The sequence below is a fragment of the Roseococcus sp. YIM B11640 genome (genome assembly GCF_049727625.1).
Classification (GTDB): domain Bacteria; phylum Pseudomonadota; class Alphaproteobacteria; order Acetobacterales; family Acetobacteraceae; genus Roseococcus.
Window position 1 is genome coordinate 87,302 of record NZ_JBBJOZ010000005.1, and the last position, 18,508, is coordinate 105,809.

The 18,508-nt window shown below is 69.2% G+C and carries 12 protein-coding genes and 1 tRNA gene; 5 read left to right on the forward strand and 8 right to left on the reverse strand.

Annotated features, from left to right (window positions below):
* Positions 1 to 5 precede the first annotated feature (5 nt).
* A complete protein-coding gene (locus WJM96_RS19005) occupies positions 6 to 2,273 on the reverse strand; it encodes an NADP-dependent malic enzyme (protein ID WP_424814117.1) in 2,268 nt (755 codons plus the stop codon).
* Between the two features lie 232 nt (positions 2,274 to 2,505).
* Between WJM96_RS19005 and WJM96_RS19010 the strand changes: the two genes are divergently transcribed.
* A complete protein-coding gene (locus WJM96_RS19010; RefSeq protein ID WP_424814118.1) occupies positions 2,506 to 4,677 on the forward strand; it encodes a TonB-dependent siderophore receptor in 2,172 nt (723 codons plus the stop codon).
* 228 nt (positions 4,678 to 4,905) lie between these two features.
* Here WJM96_RS19010 and WJM96_RS19015 read toward each other — a convergent pair.
* A tRNA-Leu gene (locus WJM96_RS19015) sits at positions 4,906 to 4,991 on the reverse strand.
* Between the two features lie 21 nt (positions 4,992 to 5,012).
* On the opposite strand from WJM96_RS19015, the gene lipB reads away from it, so the two are divergent.
* Both lipB and WJM96_RS19025 read left to right on the forward strand, forming a co-directional pair.
* The gene (lipB, locus tag WJM96_RS19020; RefSeq protein ID WP_424814119.1) at positions 5,013 to 5,729 is read left to right on the forward strand and encodes a lipoyl(octanoyl) transferase LipB; all 717 of its coding nucleotides are present in this window, start codon (positions 5,013 to 5,015) and stop codon (positions 5,727 to 5,729) included.
* A gap of 86 nt (positions 5,730 to 5,815) precedes the next feature.
* Positions 5,816 to 6,688 (forward strand): cation diffusion facilitator family transporter, encoded by an 873-nt coding sequence (locus tag WJM96_RS19025; RefSeq protein WP_424814120.1) that lies wholly within the window; start codon positions 5,816 to 5,818, stop codon positions 6,686 to 6,688.
* Positions 6,689 to 6,749: 61 nt separating this feature from the next.
* Here the strand turns inward: WJM96_RS19025 and WJM96_RS19030 are convergent, their stop codons facing one another.
* Entirely contained in the window at positions 6,750 to 8,159 is a 1,410-nt protein-coding gene (locus tag WJM96_RS19030) for a DEAD/DEAH box helicase (RefSeq protein ID WP_424814121.1), read from the reverse strand.
* Between the two features lie 282 nt (positions 8,160 to 8,441).
* Between WJM96_RS19030 and WJM96_RS19035 the strand changes: the two genes are divergently transcribed.
* Positions 8,442 to 10,181 (forward strand): ABC transporter ATP-binding protein, encoded by a 1,740-nt coding sequence (locus tag WJM96_RS19035; protein ID WP_424814122.1) that lies wholly within the window; start codon positions 8,442 to 8,444, stop codon positions 10,179 to 10,181.
* 60 nt (positions 10,182 to 10,241) lie between these two features.
* Here the strand turns inward: WJM96_RS19035 and WJM96_RS19040 are convergent, their stop codons facing one another.
* The 5 genes from WJM96_RS19040 to WJM96_RS19060 form a co-directional block, all read right to left on the reverse strand.
* Positions 10,242 to 10,517 (reverse strand): acylphosphatase, encoded by a 276-nt coding sequence (locus WJM96_RS19040; RefSeq protein ID WP_424814123.1) that lies wholly within the window; start codon positions 10,515 to 10,517, stop codon positions 10,242 to 10,244.
* Complete coding sequence (locus WJM96_RS19045; protein ID WP_424814124.1) at positions 10,514 to 11,218, reverse strand: ATP12 family chaperone protein; 705 nt, start codon at positions 11,216 to 11,218, stop codon at positions 10,514 to 10,516. Before WJM96_RS19045 ends, WJM96_RS19040 begins: the two co-directional genes overlap by 4 nt.
* A 12-nt stretch (positions 11,219 to 11,230) precedes the next feature.
* The gene (locus tag WJM96_RS19050; protein WP_424814125.1) at positions 11,231 to 13,615 is read right to left on the reverse strand and encodes an AsmA family protein; all 2,385 of its coding nucleotides are present in this window, start codon (positions 13,613 to 13,615) and stop codon (positions 11,231 to 11,233) included.
* Entirely contained in the window at positions 13,612 to 14,583 is a 972-nt protein-coding gene (locus WJM96_RS19055; protein ID WP_424814126.1) for an RluA family pseudouridine synthase, read from the reverse strand. Before WJM96_RS19055 ends, WJM96_RS19050 begins: the two co-directional genes overlap by 4 nt.
* Before the next feature lie 126 nt (positions 14,584 to 14,709).
* Positions 14,710 to 15,591, reverse strand: coding sequence for an MBL fold metallo-hydrolase (locus WJM96_RS19060; RefSeq protein WP_424814127.1), 882 nt, complete (start codon positions 15,589 to 15,591; stop codon positions 14,710 to 14,712).
* A 139-nt stretch (positions 15,592 to 15,730) separates the two neighbouring features.
* On the opposite strand from WJM96_RS19060, the gene WJM96_RS19065 reads away from it, so the two are divergent.
* Complete coding sequence (locus WJM96_RS19065; RefSeq protein ID WP_424814128.1) at positions 15,731 to 18,496, forward strand: hypothetical protein; 2,766 nt, start codon at positions 15,731 to 15,733, stop codon at positions 18,494 to 18,496.
* Positions 18,497 to 18,508: the final 12 nt, after the last annotated feature.

An 18,508-nucleotide genomic window follows, 5' to 3' on the forward strand; every position in this document is an offset into this window, starting at 1 on the left:
CGCGCCTATCCCCGCGCGACCTGGCTGCCCGCCACTGCCGCCAGGTTCGCGATCCCGCGCGCGGTCACGCTCGGCACCAGCACGTGGATGGGCTTGTTCATGCCCAGCAGCATGGGCCCGACCTGCAGCCCGTCCGAGACCGCCTTCACCAGGTTGAAGGCGATGTTGGCGCTGTCGATGTTCGGGAAGATCAGCAGGTTCGCCATGCCGCTCAGCTTGGGGTCCGGCACGGCCTTGGCGCGGATGGCTTCGACGATCGCAGCGTCGCCATGCATCTCGCCATCCACTTCGAGATCGGGCGCCTGGGCGCGGATCAGGCGCAGCGCCTCGCGCATCTTCCGGGCGCTGGGCGCGCCGGAGGCGCCGAAGGATGAATGGCTCAGCAGCGCGACCTTGGGCGGCAGGCCGAAGGCCCGCACCTGCTCGGCCGCCATCAGCGTCATCTCCGCCAGCTGCTCGGCCGTGGGGTCGATCAGCAGGTGCGTATCGGCGAAGAAAAGCGTGGCGCCCTGGGTGATGACGGCCGAGAGCGCATAGGCCCGCCCCGCATCCGCGCGCTTGCCGATGCAGGCCCGCACATGCTCCCACTCGCGCATCCAGTCGCTGCGGCCGCCGACGATAGCGGCGTCCGCCTGGCCCGCCTCCAGCAGCATCGCGGCCGCCACAGTGGGACGGTTGGACATGCGGCGCTCGGCGGCCGAGGGGTTGATGCCGTGGCGCCCGACCTTGAGCGCGTAGAGATCCGTGAGTGGCGCGAAGAGCTCCGGCTGCTCGTCCGGATGCAGCACGGTGACGGAGCTGCCGAGCGCCATGCGCAGGCCGAGCGCGCGGACCTTCTCCTCCACCACGGCGCGGCGGCCGATGAGAATGGGCATGGCGGTGCCCTCGTCCAGCACGGTCTGGACGGCACGCAGCGTGCGCTCGTCCTCGCCCTCGCCGAAGACGATGCGGGCCTGGCGCGCCTTCGCCAGCTCCTGCATCGGGCGCATGAGGTTGCCCGAGCGGAAGACGAAGCGCGAGAGATCCGCCTTGTAGGCCACGAAGTCCAGGATCGGCCGGCGCGCGACGCCGCTGTCCATCGCCGCCTTCGCAACCGCGGGCGCGACCTCCAGGATCAGGCGCGGGTCGAAGGGCTTGGGGATGATGTACTCGGCGCCGAAGACCGGCGCGACGCCGCCATAGGCCGCCGCCACCACCTCGCTCGCCTCGACGCGCGCCAGCGCCGCGATGGCCTCCACGGCCGCGACCTTCATCGCCTCGTTGATCGTGGTCGCGCCCGCATCCAGCGCGCCCCGGAAGATGAAGGGGAAGCAGAGGACGTTGTTGACCTGGTTCGGGTAGTCCGTGCGGCCCGTCGCGACGATCGCGTCCGGCCGCGCGGCGCGCACGGCCTCGGGCAGGATCTCGGGCTCGGGGTTGGCCAGTGCCAGCACCAGGGGCTTGGGACCGAGCTTGGAGAGCCATTCGCCCTTCAGCACGCGCGGCGCCGAGAGGCCGAGGAAGATATCCGCGCCGTCCAGCACCTCGGGCAGCGTGCGGGCGTTGGTCTCCTGCGCGTAGCGGGCCTTGGTGGGATCTAGGCCGGGGCGGCCCACATAGACCACGCCCTCCACGTCGCAGACCGTCACGTTCTCGCGCTTCAGGCCCATGTTCACGAGCAGGTCGAGGCAGGCGAGCGCCGCCGCGCCGCCGCCCGTGTTCACGAGCTTCACGTCCTCCAGCTTCTTGCCCTGGATCAGCAGCCCGTTGCGGATGGCCGCCGCGACGATGATGGCCGTGCCGTGCTGGTCATCGTGGAAGACCGGGATGTTCATCCGCTCGCGCAGGCGGCTCTCGATCTCGAAGCACTCGGGGGCCTTGATGTCCTCCAGGTTGATGGCGCCGAAGCTGGGCTCCAGGGCCGCCACCGTGTCCACGAAGCGGTCGATCTCCAGCGCATCCACCTCGATGTCGATGGAATCGATGCCGGCGAAGCGCTTGAAGAGGACGGCCTTGCCCTCCATCACGGGCTTGGACGCCAGCGGGCCGATATTGCCGAGGCCCAGCACGGCGGTGCCGTTGGTGATGACGGCGACCATGTTGCCGCGGGTCGTGTAGTCCCAGGCCTTGTCGGGGTCGGCCGCGATCTCCTCGCAGGCGGCGGCCACGCCGGGCGAGTAGGCGAGCGCGAGGTCCCTCTGGGACGCCATGCGCTTGGTGGGCTCGATCGTCAGCTTTCCGGGCCGGGGCAGGCGGTGATAGTCGAGCGCGGCGCGGCGGAAATCGTCATCCATATGGGAACACCTCTGTCGCCAAAATGCGCGCTGGATGGCGGCGAGGCAACCTTGCCACGGCCTGTTCCCCACCTTGAAATACGCTGGCGCCGGCTCGGGTTGAGGCAAATTTGCCGCAGGACCGCCCCAAGAACTCGCGCGGCCGTCATGGGCCATTGATGAGATTGCGAATCACTATCATTAACGCATGGGCGCCCTGCCCGGGCCCGTCAACCATCCGCGGATCCTGCCCATGCCCATTGCTCCCCTGCCCGAGCGAGCCGTCCTCCTCCCTGCCCTCGCCACGGCGCTGGCTCTGGCGGCGCCCGCCGCGCAGTCTCAGACGCCGCTGGCCCAACCCGCCTCCACGGCCAGCGCCGTCGACCTGCCCGAATTGCGCGTGCAGGGCGCGGGCGAAACGGCGCTCGGCCCCGTGCGCGGCATTTCCGCCGAGCGCAGCTCCAGCGCCACCAAGACCGACACGCCCCTGATCCTGACGCCGCAGAACGTGACCGTCGTCACGCGCCAGCAGATGGACCTGCAGAACACCAGCAACCTCGGCCAGGTCCTGGGCTACACGGCGGGCGGCCAGGGCATCCTCTCCGACTTCCGAGGCGAGTACGGCACGGTCCGTGGCTTCACGCCGGACATCTACCTGGACGGGCTGCGCCTGCCCGTGCCCGTCACGGCTCACAGCTTCCGCGTCGAGCCCTGGGGCATGGAGCGCGTCGAGCTGCTGCGCGGCGCCAATTCCGGCCTCTACGGCCAGGGCAACCTGGGCGGCATCATCAACAGCATCAGCAAGGCGCCCTATCGCGGCCAGACCAACGAGGTCGCGCTACAGGGCGGCAGCTTCGGCCGCATCCAGGGCATGTTCGACGTCGGCGGCGCGGCCGGCGAGAACGTCCTCTGGCGCTTCAACGGCCTGGTCCGCGATTCCGACACCTATGTCGAGGGCGGCCGCGACAACCGCATCTACCTCGCCCCCTCGCTGACCTGGCGGGCGAGCGACCGGACCAGCGTCACCTTCCTCGCCAGCTACATGCGCGACGACGCGGGCATCACCGGCCAGTGGCTGCCCGCCTACGGCACCGCGCTCTACAACCGCAACGGCGTCGTCCCGCGCGACCGCGCCACGGGCGAGCCGGGCTGGGACCGCTACCACCGCTCGCAATACGGCTTCGGGACGCGGATCGAGCACCAGCTGAGCGACAATTGGACGCTGCGCTCCAACTCCCGCATCACCTATCACGAGCTGGACTATGCCTCGATCTACGCGAGCGGCTTCAGCCCGGCCAACCAGCAGCGCCAGCTGGCGCGCGTCGCCTCCTACCAGAACCCGACCTATCGGAGCTTCGCCACGGACAACACGGCGGAGGGGCGCGTCGTCACCGGGCCGCTGGAACACACGCTGCTCTTCGGCGTCGACTTCCGCTGGACGAGTGCCAATGCGCGCACCTATTCCGCCGCAGCCGGCCCGCTGGATGTCTTCACGCCGGTCTACGGCTACCGCCCCGGCAACCTGCCGCTGACGGCCTCCACCAACCAGTCGCAGCTGCAGACCGGCCTCTACGTGCAGGACCAGATCCGCTGGAACCGCTGGTACCTGACCCTGACCGGGCGCCAGGATTTCGCGGACACCTCCACGGTCAACAACCGCACGACCGGCCAGACCAGCCAGCGCGACTCGCACTTCACCGGCCGCGCCGCGCTGCTCTACGCCTCGGAATACGGAATCTCGCCCTACTTCTCCTACGCGACCTCCTTCCTGCCGGCGCTGGGCACGCTGGCGCCGCAGCGCGGCAGCAGCTCCTACGCGCCGACGACGGGCGAGCAGTTCGAGGCGGGCATCAAGTACCAGCCTCCGGGGCGGCAGAGCCTCTACTCGGCCACCATCTTTCAGCTCACCCAGCAGAACGTGCTGACCACCGATCCGCTATACGCCGGCTTCTCCGTGCAGACCGGCGAGGTGCGGGTGCGCGGCCTGGAGCTCGAGGCACGGGTTGCCGTCAACGACCGCCTCAACGTACTCGCCGCCTGGACGGCGCAGGACCCCGAGGTGACGAAGTCCAACACCACCACGCTCGGCATGCGTCCGGCGGCCATCCCGGCCCATACCGGCGCGCTGTGGGCCGACTACACCTTCCCGGTGACGGAGGAACTGCGCATCACGCTGGGCGGCGGCATCCGCTACATCGGCAACACGATCGGCAACGGCGCGCCGAGCGCGACCTCGCCGCAGTTCCATGTGCCGAGCTTCGTGCTGGGTGACGCGGTGGTGCGCGCTGACTGGCGCAACTGGCGCGCGACGCTCAACGCCACCAACATCAGCGACGAGAAGTATGTGAACGCCTGCTACGCCTATAGCTCCTGCAGCTACGGCGCGGGCCGCGCCGTCTACGCGACGCTGGGCTATCGCTGGTAATCCGGCGGCGCCTCAGGGGTGAACCGGCGGGGGCCTGGCGCAAGCCTGGCCCCCGATTCGTTTCGGGTGCCTGAGAGGCTTCGCGCTCGGCCCCCACAAGCTGCGGCTGGCGCCGATGGCCAGGGGAGGAGCCGGCAGGGCCGCCATGCGGCGGCGTTCCTTGAAAAGGGAATGCCGATCCCGCCATATCGCGGCGGTTCCGGAGATATCGAGTGAGTGATTTGGGAATGGTGCGGTCGAGAAGATTCGAACTTCCAAGGGGTTTCCCCCACCAGCACCTCAAGCTGGCGTGTCTACCATTCCACCACGACCGCAGACGCAGAGCCCTCTAGCGCATGATCCCGAGCTGTTCAACCGACCCCCTGACGATTCCTGAGTGGCGCGTCTCGGAAGGCCTCACCCCCTACCCCGACGCGCTGGCCGCCATGGAGGCGCGGGCCGCCGCCATCCGGGCCGGAACGGCCGCCGAGGCCGTCTGGCTGGTGGAGCATCCGCCCAGCTACACCGCTGGGACCAGCGCGAAACCCGAGGAATTGCTGGAGCATCGCTTCCCCTCCTACGCCGCCGGGCGCGGGGGGCAGTGGACCTATCACGGCCCGGGCCAGCGCACCGCCTATGTGATGCTGGACCTGCACAAGCCGCATGGCTCGGTGCCGGCGCGCGACGTCCGCGCCTATGTTCACGGGCTCGAGGAATGGATGATCCGGGCGCTCGACCGCTTCAACATCAGGGGCGAGCGGCGCGAAGGCCGCGTGGGCATCTGGGTCGTGAAGCCCGGCGGCGCGGAGTTCAAGATCGGCGCGATCGGCGTGCGCGTGACGCGTTGGGTGAGCTGGCATGGAATCGCGCTCAACGTGGACCCCGAGCTCTCGCATTTCGGCGGCATCGTGCCCTGCGGGATCGCGGAGCATGGCGTCACCAGCCTCCACGACCTCGGCGTGCTGGCCACGATGGAAGAGGCCGATTCCGCCCTCATGGCGGCCTGGGCGGAGGTTTTCGGGCCGCAGGCGATGCCTGCTGCCCCAGCCAGCTTGCAAACCACGCCGTCCTGATGGCCTGATTCCCTCGGATCGGGAATCGCCCGGAAAGGGCGTGGGAGACCATGCAATTGCCTGAACGTTCGGTTCCAGAGGACGCATTGCGCGGTGAGCGCGCCATTCTCATCGGCTGCCTGCTCGACGGCGTCATGTGGGCCTCGATCCTCTTCGTCGCGATCTGGGGCAATTCCCTGACCCTGATCGGCGAAACCGTCCGGGGCGGCCCTCTCCTGGCCCTGGAGGCGGCCTTGCTGATCGTCCTGCGGCGGATCAACCGCGGAACCCTGACGGACTACGACTACGGCACCCGCAAGCTGGAGCAGTTCGGCAATCTCATCGTCGGCGTCGCGCTCATCCTGGGCGCGTTCTGGCTGCTGAACGGCGTCGCCGACCGTTACGACGAGGTCCAGGAGCAATCGCCCACCGGCCTGGTCTTCGGCGCGATCGCGGCCGTCGCCAATCTCGGCATCAACAGCTGGGTCTTCGCCATGCTCTGGCGCGCGAGCCGGACCGGGACCTCCATCATCGTGAACGGGCAGCTGCTGTCACGCCTGTCGAAGGTGATCTCCTCCGCGCTGGTGGCCGTGGCGGTGATCGTCAACGCCATGGTCGGCTCGGAAGGGATCGGTCATTGGGCGGACATCGTGGGCACGCTGATCGTGGTCACGGTCATGCTCAGCTTCGGCGTGCGCATGTTCCGCTCGGCCCTGCCGCATCTGCTGGACCGCGCGCTGGGCGAGCGGCAGCAGGCCACCATCAACCGCGTGCTCGCCGCGAGCTTCGACCGCTACGACGAGCTGCTGGAAGTCCGCACGCGCACCCAGGGCAGCGACGCCTGGATCGAGATCGAGGTCGGCTTCGCGCCCGACCGGCGCATGGGCGAGGTTGCCCAGCTCGCCGATGAGATGGCCGAGCGGATTCGCGGCGTGATCCCCGGCGCGCATATCCTGGTGATCCCGCGCGCGATCGGCTGAACCGCCGGTCTGGCGCGGTCCGGGGCCTGGGCCTCGGACCGGGCGCCGGCTTCGGCGCGCTTTAGCGCCCGCGCGCCATGAAGCCGCGCTGGCCCTGGCCCTGGCCCTGGCCCTGCGTCGGACGGCGGCGCGTGCCGTCGCCGAAGGGCTTCACGTAGCTGCGCTGCTCCTGCGGGGGACGCGGCGCCTGGGCGCGCGGCTCGTGCCGCTCGCCCTGCTCGTGGCGGCCGCCCTTGTGGCCCTGCTGCTCGCGCTTCGGCGCCCGGTGCTGCTGCTGGGGCTGGCCGCCCCGGCCGCGTTGCGGGCGCGTCGGCGTGGCGCGGTCGTTCAGCGGGATGGTCGGGTTCTGGCGCTGGTCCTCGGCGTCGATCTTCTGCCGCGTCGTGCGCTCGATCGCGCGCAGCAGCCCCACCTCGTCCGGCGCCACCAGCGCGATGGCCTGGCCCGAGGCGCCGGCGCGCGCGGTGCGGCCGATGCGGTGGACGTAGGTCTCCGGCACTTCCGGCAGCTCGTGCTGGATGACATGCGTCACCTCCGGCACGTCGATGCCGCGGGCGGCGATGTCGGTCGCGACCAGGATGGGCGCGCGGCCGGACTTGAACTCCGCCAGCGCGCGCTCGCGCTGGGACTGGCCCTTGTTGCCGTGGATCGCATTGGCCTGCAGGCCGTCGCCCTCCAGGTTCTTCACGATCTTGTCGGCACCATGCTTCGTGCGGGCGAAGACCAGCACGCGGCCCACGCCCTCACCGCGCAGGATGCCGGTGAGGATGCGGCGCTTGTCGGCGCCGTCGAGGATGATGACCTTCTGGTTCACGCGCTCGGCCGTGGTGGCGACGGGCGTCACCTCCACCTTCACCGGGTCGGTCAGCATCGCGTCGGCGAGCTTGGCGATCGCCGGCGGCATGGTGGCGCTGAAGAACATCGTGGTGCGCTGCTTGGGCACCTGCGCCACGATCTTGTTGATAGCCGGGAAGAAGCCCTGGTCGAGCATCTGGTCGGCCTCGTCCAGGACCAGCACCTCGGTGTGGTCCAGGCGCGCGTGGCGGGTGCCCATGTGGTCGAGCAGGCGGCCCGGGGTGGCGACCAGCACGTCCACGCCGCGGGCGAGCGCGCGCTGCTGCGGCACGGCGCCCACGCCGCCGAAGACGGTCGCGACGGAATAGCCCATGTGCTTGCCGTAGCGCTTGAAGGACTCCGCGATCTGCGAGGCGAGCTCGCGCGTCGGCGAGAGCACCAGCACGCGGCAGCCGCCGCGCGGCGGGCGGCCGCCCAGCTCGGCCAGGCGGTGCAGGATGGGAAGCGCGAAGGCGGCGGTCTTGCCGGTGCCCGTCTGGGCGATGCCCAGCACGTCGCGGCCCGAGAGCGCGGGAGGAATGGCCTGCGCCTGGATGGGCGTCGGCGCGGTGTGCCCCGCCTCTTCCAGAGCGGTGAGGAGGAGCTGATTGAGGCCGAGTTCGGCGAAAGTGGTCATGACAAATCCAGCTGCGCGGCGCCGCATCGCGGGCCGCGGAAGTTCGGGATGGAAACCCCGCGTGGCTGGGTTATTCCGGGAGGCATCGTCAGGAGGCCCGGCAGTTCGGCCGGTAGATCGCCGCTCACGCGGCCGGACCCTGGCGGGCCGTATGCCCGCGTCGATGGCAGGGGATATGCTGCATCGCGGCACGAAATGCAAGGATCGAATGCGCGGGGGTTCCGGTCCTGGCATGACGAAAGGGCGTTGGGAATCCCGGCGCCCGTCCGGCACAAGGCAAGCATGCTGAAGCAGTTCCTGAGCTTCTATCGCCCGCACAAGCGGCTTCTGATGCTCGATTTCGGCTGCGCGGCCGTCTCGGGGATGCTGGAGCTCGGCTTCCCGATGGCCGTTCGCGCCTTCATCGACCACCTGCTGCCGCAGCAGGACATGCAGCTCATCCTCATCGGCATCCTGGCGCTGGTGACGGTCTATGCGGCCAATGCCGCGCTCATGGCCATCGTTACCTATTGGGGCCACGTGCTGGGCATCGCCATCGAGACGGAGCTGCGCAAGCGCGCCTTCGGCCACCTGATGAAGCTCTCCTTCCGCTTCTACGACGGGCAGAAGACCGGCCACCTCGTCGCCCGCGTGACCAAGAACCTGGAAGATATCGGCGAGGTCGCGCACCACGGGCCCGAGGACCTGCTGATCGCCATCCTCACCTTCCTCGGCGCCTTCGCGCTGATGATGGTGGTGAGCCCGCCGCTGGCGCTGATCACCGCCGTCATCATGCCTGTCATGGCCTGGGTCGTGGCGCGCTACGGCGCGCGGATGACGCAGAACTGGCAGGCGCAGTTCGGCCGTGTCGGCGCCTTCAACGCCCGCATCGAGGAAGCCGTCGGCGGCATCCGCGTGGTGAAGGCCTTCGCCAACGAGGCGCATGAGCGCGCGCTGTTCGCGCGCGACAACGCCCGCTACCGCGACACCAAGCTCGAGGCCTACCGCACCATGGCGGTGAGCCAGACGCTCAGCTACCTCGGCATGCGGCTCGTGCAGGTGGCGGTGATGCTCGCCGGCTCGGTGATGATCGTGCGCGGCAGCCTCTCCACCGGCGACTTCGTGGCCTTCCTGCTGCTGGTCGGCGTCTTCTACCGGCCGCTCGACAAGATCAGCTCGGTCATCGAGACCTATCCGCGCGGCATCGCGGGCTTCCGTTCCTTCCTCGACCTCATGGCCACCGAGCCCGACATCCAGGACCGCCCCGGCGCGCGCGCCGTCGCGAACCTGCGCGGCGAGGTGCGCTTCGAGAAGGTGCGCTTCGGCTACACGAGGGATCGCCCGATCCTGCGCGCCCTGGACCTGCATATCGAGGCCGGGCGGACGGTCGCGCTGGTCGGCCCTTCCGGCGCGGGCAAGACGACCATCTGCTCCCTGCTGCCGCGCTTCTACGAGGCGGATTCGGGGCGCATCAGCATCGACGGCATCGACATCCGCGACATGACGCTGGAATCGCTGCGCCACCAGATCGGCATCGTGCAGCAGGACGTCTTCCTCTTCGCGGGCACGATGCGCGAGAACATCGCCTATGGCCGCCTCGGCGCGAGCGAGGCGGATATCCGCGAGGCCGCCCGCCGCGCGCGCCTCGACGAGGTGATCGCCTCCATGCCGGACGGGCTGGATACCGTGATCGGCGAGCGCGGCGTGAAGCTCTCGGGCGGGCAGAAGCAGCGGCTCGCCATCGCGCGCATCTTCCTGAAGAACCCGCCCATCCTGATCCTGGACGAGGCGACCTCCGCGCTCGACACCGTCACCGAAGGCGCCATCCAGCAATCCCTCGCCGAGCTTTCCGAGGGGCGCACCACGCTGGTGATCGCGCATCGCCTGGCGACGATCCGCAACGCCGACCGCATCCTGGTGGTGACGGAGGACGGCATCGTGGAGCAGGGCTCGCATCGCGAGCTCATCGCCGCCGGCGGCGTCTATCGCGGCCTGCACCAGGCCCAGTTCGAGGGGCCCGGCCAGGGAAGCCAGGCATCGTAGCAACCGGGGGCGCCGCCCCCGGTCGCCAGCTTCGCCAGAAGGCGTGGCGAACGGCCTCCCTCAGAGCGTAGGCCTGCGGCTGAAGCCGGGCTCGGAAGGGGGCTCGGCGAATTGCTCGTCGATGCCCGTCACGCGGGCGGAGGGCGGGCCGCGCCGGCAGGCGGTCAGCACGGCCTGGAGCGCATCGAGCTCGCCCGCGACCAGCGCCTCGACGGTGCCGTCGGAACGGTTGCGCACCCAGCCCCAAAGCCCATGGCGCCGCGCCTCGCGCACCAGCCAGTCACGGTAGCCCACCCCCTGCACCTGTCCCGAGATGCGCAGAAGGCTCGCCTTCATGCCGGGGCCAGCCGCGCCAGCCGGGCCGCGACCGCGAGGTCGCCCGCGACCTTCCCGCGGCGCTCCTCGGCCTCCCAGTCGAGGCCCCAGCGCTCCTCCTGGAAGAGCTCGTCGATGAGGGCGATGCGCTGCGCCTCCTCATGCGTCAGCGCGCCGCGATGCACGGCGAGCCCGAGCACCAGGCTGCTCAGCACCGGCACCAGCACGCCGAGCGCCGAGAGCGCCATGGGCGAAAGCGCGCCCACCGCGCGATGCAGCGTCTCCAGGCTCGCCGGGTCCTGCCGGATGGGCATGATGCCGGTGGTGGACACCAGCCGCGCGCCCACTTCACGTGCCGCCCAGCCCAGCCACGGGTCCCAGGCCGCGGCCTGCCGCGCGGCGAGGTCCGGATCCTCGGCGCGGTAGCAGAGCAGGTCCGTCTCCGCGTATTTCGCGATGGCCGCGGCGGTGGCGGCCGGGTTGGGCGCGATGCGCTCGGCTGCCGTGCCGGCGAGGCGCGTCAGCGGCACGTCCTCCCAGCTCATCTCGCCGCCCCTCTCGCCGCCCGCCGCCTGCCATTCCTCCGCCAGCGCCTCGGCGAGGTCGCGGCTGGGGACGCGCAGGACGCCGCCGCCGGGCAGGCGCATGGGCTTGCCGTCCAGAGCCACGGTGAAGGCCCCTTCGGCCTCCACCCATTTCGCATGATCCCAGAAGCGCTTCATGTTCCGCGAAACCTACCGGCCGAAGAGGCCACGCAAAAGCTGATTGACGTCGGGCCGCTGGGGGGCCTGCGGGGCCGCCTGTTGCGGCTGCGGCGCGGGCGTGGGCACCGGCCCCGACCGCCCGCCGCGGGCGACGTTGAGCGCCGTCGCGCAATCCGGCAGGTCCGGCGCGCCGCTCTGTTGCGGCAGCAGGCCGCCGAGGCCCGGCACCGCCCGCTCCAGTTGCCGGCCGAGGTCGCCCGCCAGCGCCCCTTGCGCGAGGCCGGCAGCTTCCAGCCGGGGCTGGAGGAAGGTCCCGGTCAGCGGCACCGGCGCACGCACGCGCACACCCGCCACGCGCAGGTCGACCGAGAGGCGGATGTTCAGCGTCTCGTCACGCAGGCTCGCCTGCCCCTCGCCGCCGACGCGGCCGGGCGTGCCCTCCAGATAGAGACTGCGGATCTGCGCGATGCCCCGATCGGCGTCGCTGCGCAGCGCGAGGCAGTTCACCGCCACCTCGCCGCCGAAGCCCGGAAGCTGGCCCAGCGTCTGCGCCGGCCGGCCCGAAAGGCGCCCATCCGTCACGGCGAGGCCGAGGCGCCCCGTCGCCGTCGCGGCCAGCGCACGCAGATCGCCGCCCTGGCCGCGCACGTCGAGGTCCAGGTCGGTCCGCCCTGCGATCGGGCTCTGCACCCCCAGCACGCCGAGCAGCGCGACGGGGTCGAGGCCCTGCCCGCTGGCGGCGATCTGCAGGGCGGGCGGCGTCGCCGTCGCATCCGCCGCCGCGCGCAGCGTGAGCTGCCCGCCCGGCGGGGTGACGGAGAAGGGATCGAGCCGCGCCTTGCCATCGGCATTCTGCAGGCGGCCGGAGACCTGGCGCACGACCGTCTGGCCATGCCGCAGCTCGGCGAATTCGAAGCGCAGGTCGGCATCCGCGAGCCGCAGCGGCGAAAGGTCGACCGGCACGTCCGGGATCAGCCGCCCCGAAGCCGGCGCGGGCGCCGGTGCCGCTGGGGCCGCCGGGGCGCCCGGGGCGGCATGCGCCGACGGGGGCACTAAGGCCGCGAGGTCCAGCCGCCGTGACGTCACCTGCCCCGAGATGCGCGGGCGCGGCGCCCATTGCACGTCCAGCGCGCCCGAAAGGTCGCCGCCCGAGGAGGTCAAGGTCAGCTGTCCGATCCGCGCACCCGTCGCGAAACGCTCGCCGATGGAGGTGACGCCCGCTCGGAGCGCGACCCCCCGCAGCGGCGGCAAGGGCCGGCCCGCCAGCGCCTGCAAGGCCGCCAGATCGGTCGATTGCGCCTCCACCACCATCTCGCCCGGCCAGGCGCCGTAGATCGAGAGGTTGGATCCGGCGCCGTTCAGCTGGAGCGAGAGCGGCGCGGGGTGGCCGGACTGGAGCGCGACCGGGTCGAACTCCCCGCCGAAGGCCACCGGCTGGTCACGATAGCTTCCCTGCCCGTCCAGCCGCAGCGCCGTGCGGCCGGGCGCGGCGAGGCGGATGGTCGCGCTCTTGAGCGTCACGCCCGCGAATTCGCCGCTGCCTGCGCGCCCCTCGATGGAGGTGATGCCCGAGGCCCCGGCGGCCATCGCCGCCTGGACGCGCAGGTTGATCTCGTTGATGCGGGGCAGAGGCCGGCCCGCCAGGCCGCTCAGCGCATCCAGCCGCGGCACGTCCGCCACCAGTGTGACACGCCAGTCGGTAGCGCGCTTCTCGCCCTCGGCCAGCAGGCGCGCACCGGGGATGACGGCGTTGATACGGAAGGGCCAGGCATCCGCGCCGGTGAAGGCGCTGGGCGCGGCGATGGAGCCCTCGATCAGAGCCTCGGCGCCGCGCGCCACCACGGTCGCATGCAGTTCCAGCGGCGTCAGCAGGCCGGTGCCCGTCAGGCGCGCCTGCGGAATGCGGATCTCCTCGCCCTCGTAGGTGACGACCCAGTCCTTCAGCGTGGCGCGGCGGATGTCGATCTGCAGCGGGCGCGCGGGCTCGGCCGGCGCGCCGGGCGTGGCGGAAGGCGTCGTGACGGGCGGTGGCGCGGGCGCGGCGACGGGCAGCCAGTTGCCCTTCTCCAGCAGCAGCCGCCCGCCTTCCAGGTTCAGCCGCGCGACCTCCAGCCGGCCGCGGATGAGCGGGATGAGGCCGAGGCTGATCTCCGCCTGCGCCACGCGCAGCATCTCCGGCGCGCTACCCCCGGGGATATTGGCCAGAACCAGCCCGGTCGCGGAGACCGTCGGCGTCAGGGCGGGCGTGAGGCGCAGCGGCCCCTCGATGCGGAACTCGCGCCCCGTGGCGCGCTGCACCGCCTCGGCCAGGCGCGGGCGGAAGCTGTCCGCGTCGAAGAAGAGCAGGAAGCCCGCGAAGGCCAGCACCGGCACCGCGATCACGATCGCGAGGAGGATGAGGAGAAGCTTCTTCATTTGCTGCGCTTGGGAGGCCTGGGGGCGGGATTGTCGAAGCCGAAGAACCGCATGGTGGTCTCGAAATGGGGCGGGGGCGCGGCGCTCACCTCCAGCGTCCCGCCCTCGGGATGCGGCAGGCGCAGCGAGCGCGCGTGCAGGTGCAAACTCCCGGAGAGGCCCTCGAGATGCGCGGCCTCGCCGCCATATTTGCCGTCGCCCAGGATGGGGCAGCGCAGCCCCTCGGCGCAGTGGACGCGCAGCTGGTGGGTGCGGCCGGTGTGCGGATGCATCTCCAGGAAGGCCGCGCGCCGCTTGGCGACGTCGAGCGTGGTGTAGTCGGTGACCGAGCGCGCGCCCTCGCCGCCCGGCGCGGCGGGGACCGTTCGCTCGCCGCGCGGGCCGTTCTCGCGCGCCAGCAGCATGGAGATGCGGCCGGACCGGTGCTCGGGCTCGCCGACCACGATCGCCCAATAGGTCTTTTCCATGTCGCGGCCCCGGAACGCCTTGGCGAGATGCGCGGCGGCCGGCGCGCTGCGCGCCAGCACCAGGACTCCCGAGGTGTCGCGGTCGAGGCGATGCACGAGGCGCGGGCGCTCGCCGTCATAGGCCAGCGCGTCGAGCAGCCCGTCGAGATGCTTGGTGATGCCCGAGCCGCCCTGGACCGCGAGGCCCGGCGGCTTGTCGATCACGATCACGCTCTGGTCGCGAAAGAGCACGCGGGAGCGGATCTCCTCGGCGTGGGCCTCGGGGATCGCCTTGGGCTCGGCCTTCGGGGCCTGCTCGGTCGGCATGGGGGGGACGCGCAGCTCGGCCCCGGCGGCGAGGCGCGTATTGGCCTCGGCGCGCTTGCCGTCCACGCGGATCTGCCCGGTGCGGAGCATCTTCTGCAGCGCGCCCTGGGTGAGCGCGGGAAAGCGCCGCTTCAGCCAGCGGTCGAGGCGGGTGTCGGCCTCGGCGGGCGGCACGATGAGGGTCTGGACGGACATGGCCGCCCTTCTACCTCAATGCGCCGCGCCGTGCGATTGGGTGGGCATCCCGCAACCGAATCCGGCCGCACAATGGCCGGCGGCGCCCATAGGCCAAGCGCGCGCCCGGAGCTCGAGGGCGTGAAACTAGCTTCTCACGAACTTCCACTGGTAGCCCTTCTCCGCTCGGCTCAGGCGGCCGACCGTGGGGCTCGGGAAGTGGATGGGCAGGATCATGGTGTCGGTGTCCACGACATCCTCGAAGACCTTGCGGCGGCTCTCGCCTGCCTGCTTCGGGTCCCAGCAGAAGATGGTGGACATGGTCGGGTCGATGCATTGCAGCTGGTGATGCATCATGTCGCCGGCCACGATCGCGCGCTGGCCGCCGCTGCGGATGTCCACGCAGACATGGCCGGGCGAATGGCCGGGCGTGAAGATCAGGCCGAAGGTGTCGTCGAGCTTGAAGTCGGCATCCACCAGCAGCGCCTGGCCCGCCTTCACGATGGGCTCGCAATTCATCTTCCAGACGCCGCCGGCGCCGCCCATGCGCTCCTCGCCCTTCTTCGCGAGCTCTTCCCACGCCTCGTACTCGCCCTTGTGGAAGATGTACTTCGCGTTCGGGAAGGTCGGCACCCATTCGCCGTTCACGAGCTTCGTGTTCCAGCCGCAATGGTCGATGTGAAGATGCGTGCAGAAGACGTAGTCCACGTCCTCCGGCTTCAGCCCTTCGGCGGCAAGGCCGTCCAGCCAGGGCTGCTTGGGGAAGTCCATGGGCGGCCCGTAGCCCTTGTCCTCGCCCGTGCAGGTATCCACCAGCACCACATGCTTCGGGGTGCGGACCACGAAGGTCTGGTAGGTGATGACCATCCTGCCGGAGGATTTCTCGAAGACCTCGGGCTCCAGCATCTCGACATCGGCGGCCTTGGCTTCGGTCTGGTAGCCGAGGAAGAAATCCTCGGGGCGGCGCCAGGGGCCGTCGCGCTCGGCGAAGCTGGTGATGGAGACGTCGCCGACCTGAAGTCGCTTCATGGATGTTTGCTCCCTGGAATGAGCCTCTCAGCCCCTCCGCGAAGTCTGAGCGGAATAGCGCAATGCGTCCAGAGCAGGTCAATCACGGTAGAATAACGATCGGGGTGCCATTCGTTGATTTCTGGGGTCGGAGGGTGGCATGTCCTATAGCTCCAATACGGTCGCCAAAATCCAGATTGAGCCGGAGGACCTCCGGAAGATTCTAGGCGATCAGTTCCGCAGTGAGGTTACAGACAACGTCTGGACACGCGTACGTTCGACACTAACGCTTGGTGGGGTGCTCTCAGTTGGCCTGTTAGCGGCTGCTGTAACGGGCGCGTTCACCTGGCTGGAAAGGAATTCCAGAACCTTCGTGGAAACCGAGATCACCCGCCGGGCCCCCGGCGTGGAACGGGCGATGGAGGAGCGGCTGAAGCCCATCGCGCAGATGGAGGCCCAACGTGCCATCCAGCAGGATCTGGCGAGCGTAACGGTTGTAAGGAACCGTATATCAGAGCAGCTCCCACCGACGCTCCTGGAAGCGCTGAACACCGAGGCGATCCGCAACATCATCCGCGAAGAGGCTATCCGGCAGACTCAAAAACAGCTCTTGGATCGCGACTGGCGCCGAGGCATCGAGCGATCCGTGGCTGAGCAGCAAGCTGGAGACCAGAGCCTTTCTGCCCTGGCGCGGTTCATTTCCTTCACCGACCTTCTACGCGACATGCCCGGCCAGGTAGTCGCCTTACGATTGCTCAGCGAAAGCGCCGCACGATTGCACGCCAGGAATGTCGGGATCACCGACCAGGATCAGGAGGCCTATTTTTTGGGCCAAGCGATAACGAGCTACGTCCCCGTACTTGCAACTCGAGTAGGAGCGGACGATTTCGGAGCCCATGAACCTTTGCTCCGTACAGTCGCAGAGCTGCTGCCGGATCAAGCACGACCCGACAACGCCTTCGAAATTCTGATCCGCAGCTTCTCCAGCCCAGCCGCCATCACCTTCCTCTCCCGCCGAGCGAGGGAGTCGACAAGCATTAAGCGTGACATCGCGCTCCAAGCCCTTCTCTCCCATCCCGCTGCCGAAGCCAGGGAGCGAGAAGATTATCTGTTCTGCAATGTGGACGGCCAGCTCAGGGAGGACTTCCTCCGCGCTGTCTCGACGCGAAGCGGCATTCTGACCGGCGATGCAAGCGGCCAGCGCTTTGTCTATCTCGTGCGCTGCGCTGAGGATCTCATAAATGCGCGCAGACTTCCTACGGTCGACCTTTCCTGCCTGCCGTCGCGCGATCTATCCCTCCCATGGCGCGTTTCCCGCGCCATCCCGGCCCCCCCGCGCTCAAGAATCGGCCCGCAGCCGGAGACAGATGTTCAGCGAGCCGTCCAACAGGCAGCAAGAAGGCCGGGCTGCGCACCCGTTGTTCAGGCGTTCGAGGCAGCCAGGCTTCGGTCGTCGCGAGGCTGGAGCAGTTTGTTCAACCCGGCGGCAGCCACAGTCCCAACGCCGCTAATGCTTGGTTTCGCGGGCTTATTGCCGTCCAACGAGGACGGCACGGCGCCGAGCTGGCTTACCGACCTGGCCACCGGTCGTGGAGTAATGGACAGCCTTGTAGCTGCTCCCGATCGAAACCCCGCGCACATCGCGCTACTCATTGAGCGCCTCAGTGCCATGCCAGGCGATATGGACGGCGTCAGTGAGGCTAAGCGGCGTATCGTCATCGCGCTGGCCCAAATGCCTGCAGCGCCAGATCGCCTCATAGAACGACTCCTCTTGGAAGCCATGGTCACCGGAGGCACGTCGCTCTGCCAGAACGCTCTCAGCACCTTCGCCCGGCTACCCGACGATAGGGTCACCGCTATGCCTTTCGTCGGTCTTGCGGAAAGTATCGCATGTAGCCGCGGGACGCAGGAGCTATCCGCCGAATATAATGCGGATGTACTCAACATTATCCGCAGCATTTCAACCGGTCTGGTGCGCAATTCCGGCGAAGCACGCCGCGCGCTGAGTCTGATCGCGCTTGCCCTCGGAAGGGAAACTTCTGAGGCCCGATCCCCCGCAGCTTTGCTCGACTGGATTATGATGCGGCCGGCAGACACAGATTCTGCATCGATCGCCGCTGCAGTAAGCGCGTTACTGGAGCTGGAAGGACCTGCGCTTGTTACGGCGACAATTGAACGCTCGCGCGCCCCAGAGGCCCTGCGCCGCGCACAACGGCAGATCACTACGCATCCCGTGGGCCTCGCGTCGATTGCTACCGTGGCTCCCTACCTCGAGCCATCCTTCATCGAGACCATTCCGGAGAATGCCGAAACACCTCGCGCCGTAGGAGGGCGGTACTGGCGAACCATACGCCTGACGAGCCCGGCCATCCTGTCGCTGCCAACAGACCCCATGCTCGTCCTCATCCGGTCGGAACCCCTCACTGTTCTGCCTAACAGCTCAACCGATGATACCCACGAAACGGAGCTTCTGCGCAGCGGGCTGTACTTGGTGGGCGCGAGGAGCGCCCAAGCCGCTGTGGAGGTACAGCAGATCAGGCAGCCGCCACTCTTTGCGGGATATGCGGGCCTTGCCACCGTACCTCCGATCGCCATCGACACCGACTTGCGAAGCCAAATCCTACAAAACGGCTCTCGCTTCTATCCGTTCGAGTTGACAGCCGGCCGTTTCTATCAGTTCACGACCGCGCGCCTGGAGGAATCTCTCGACACGGTGATCGAACTCCTCGACAGAGACGGCTTGCCGATACCAGGAGCCAGGAATGATGATTACGGCCCTGGCTATGCGTCACAACTCTGCCTTCTTGCGCCGGAAAGCGGCATCCACTGGCTTCGCGTAGAGAATTTCGATGGACGCGCCCCGCGCGCGTTGAGCTTCGAGCTTCGAGTCCGCGCGGTTTCCAGTTGCGGCTCATCACGGCAATGACCGTGACTTCTT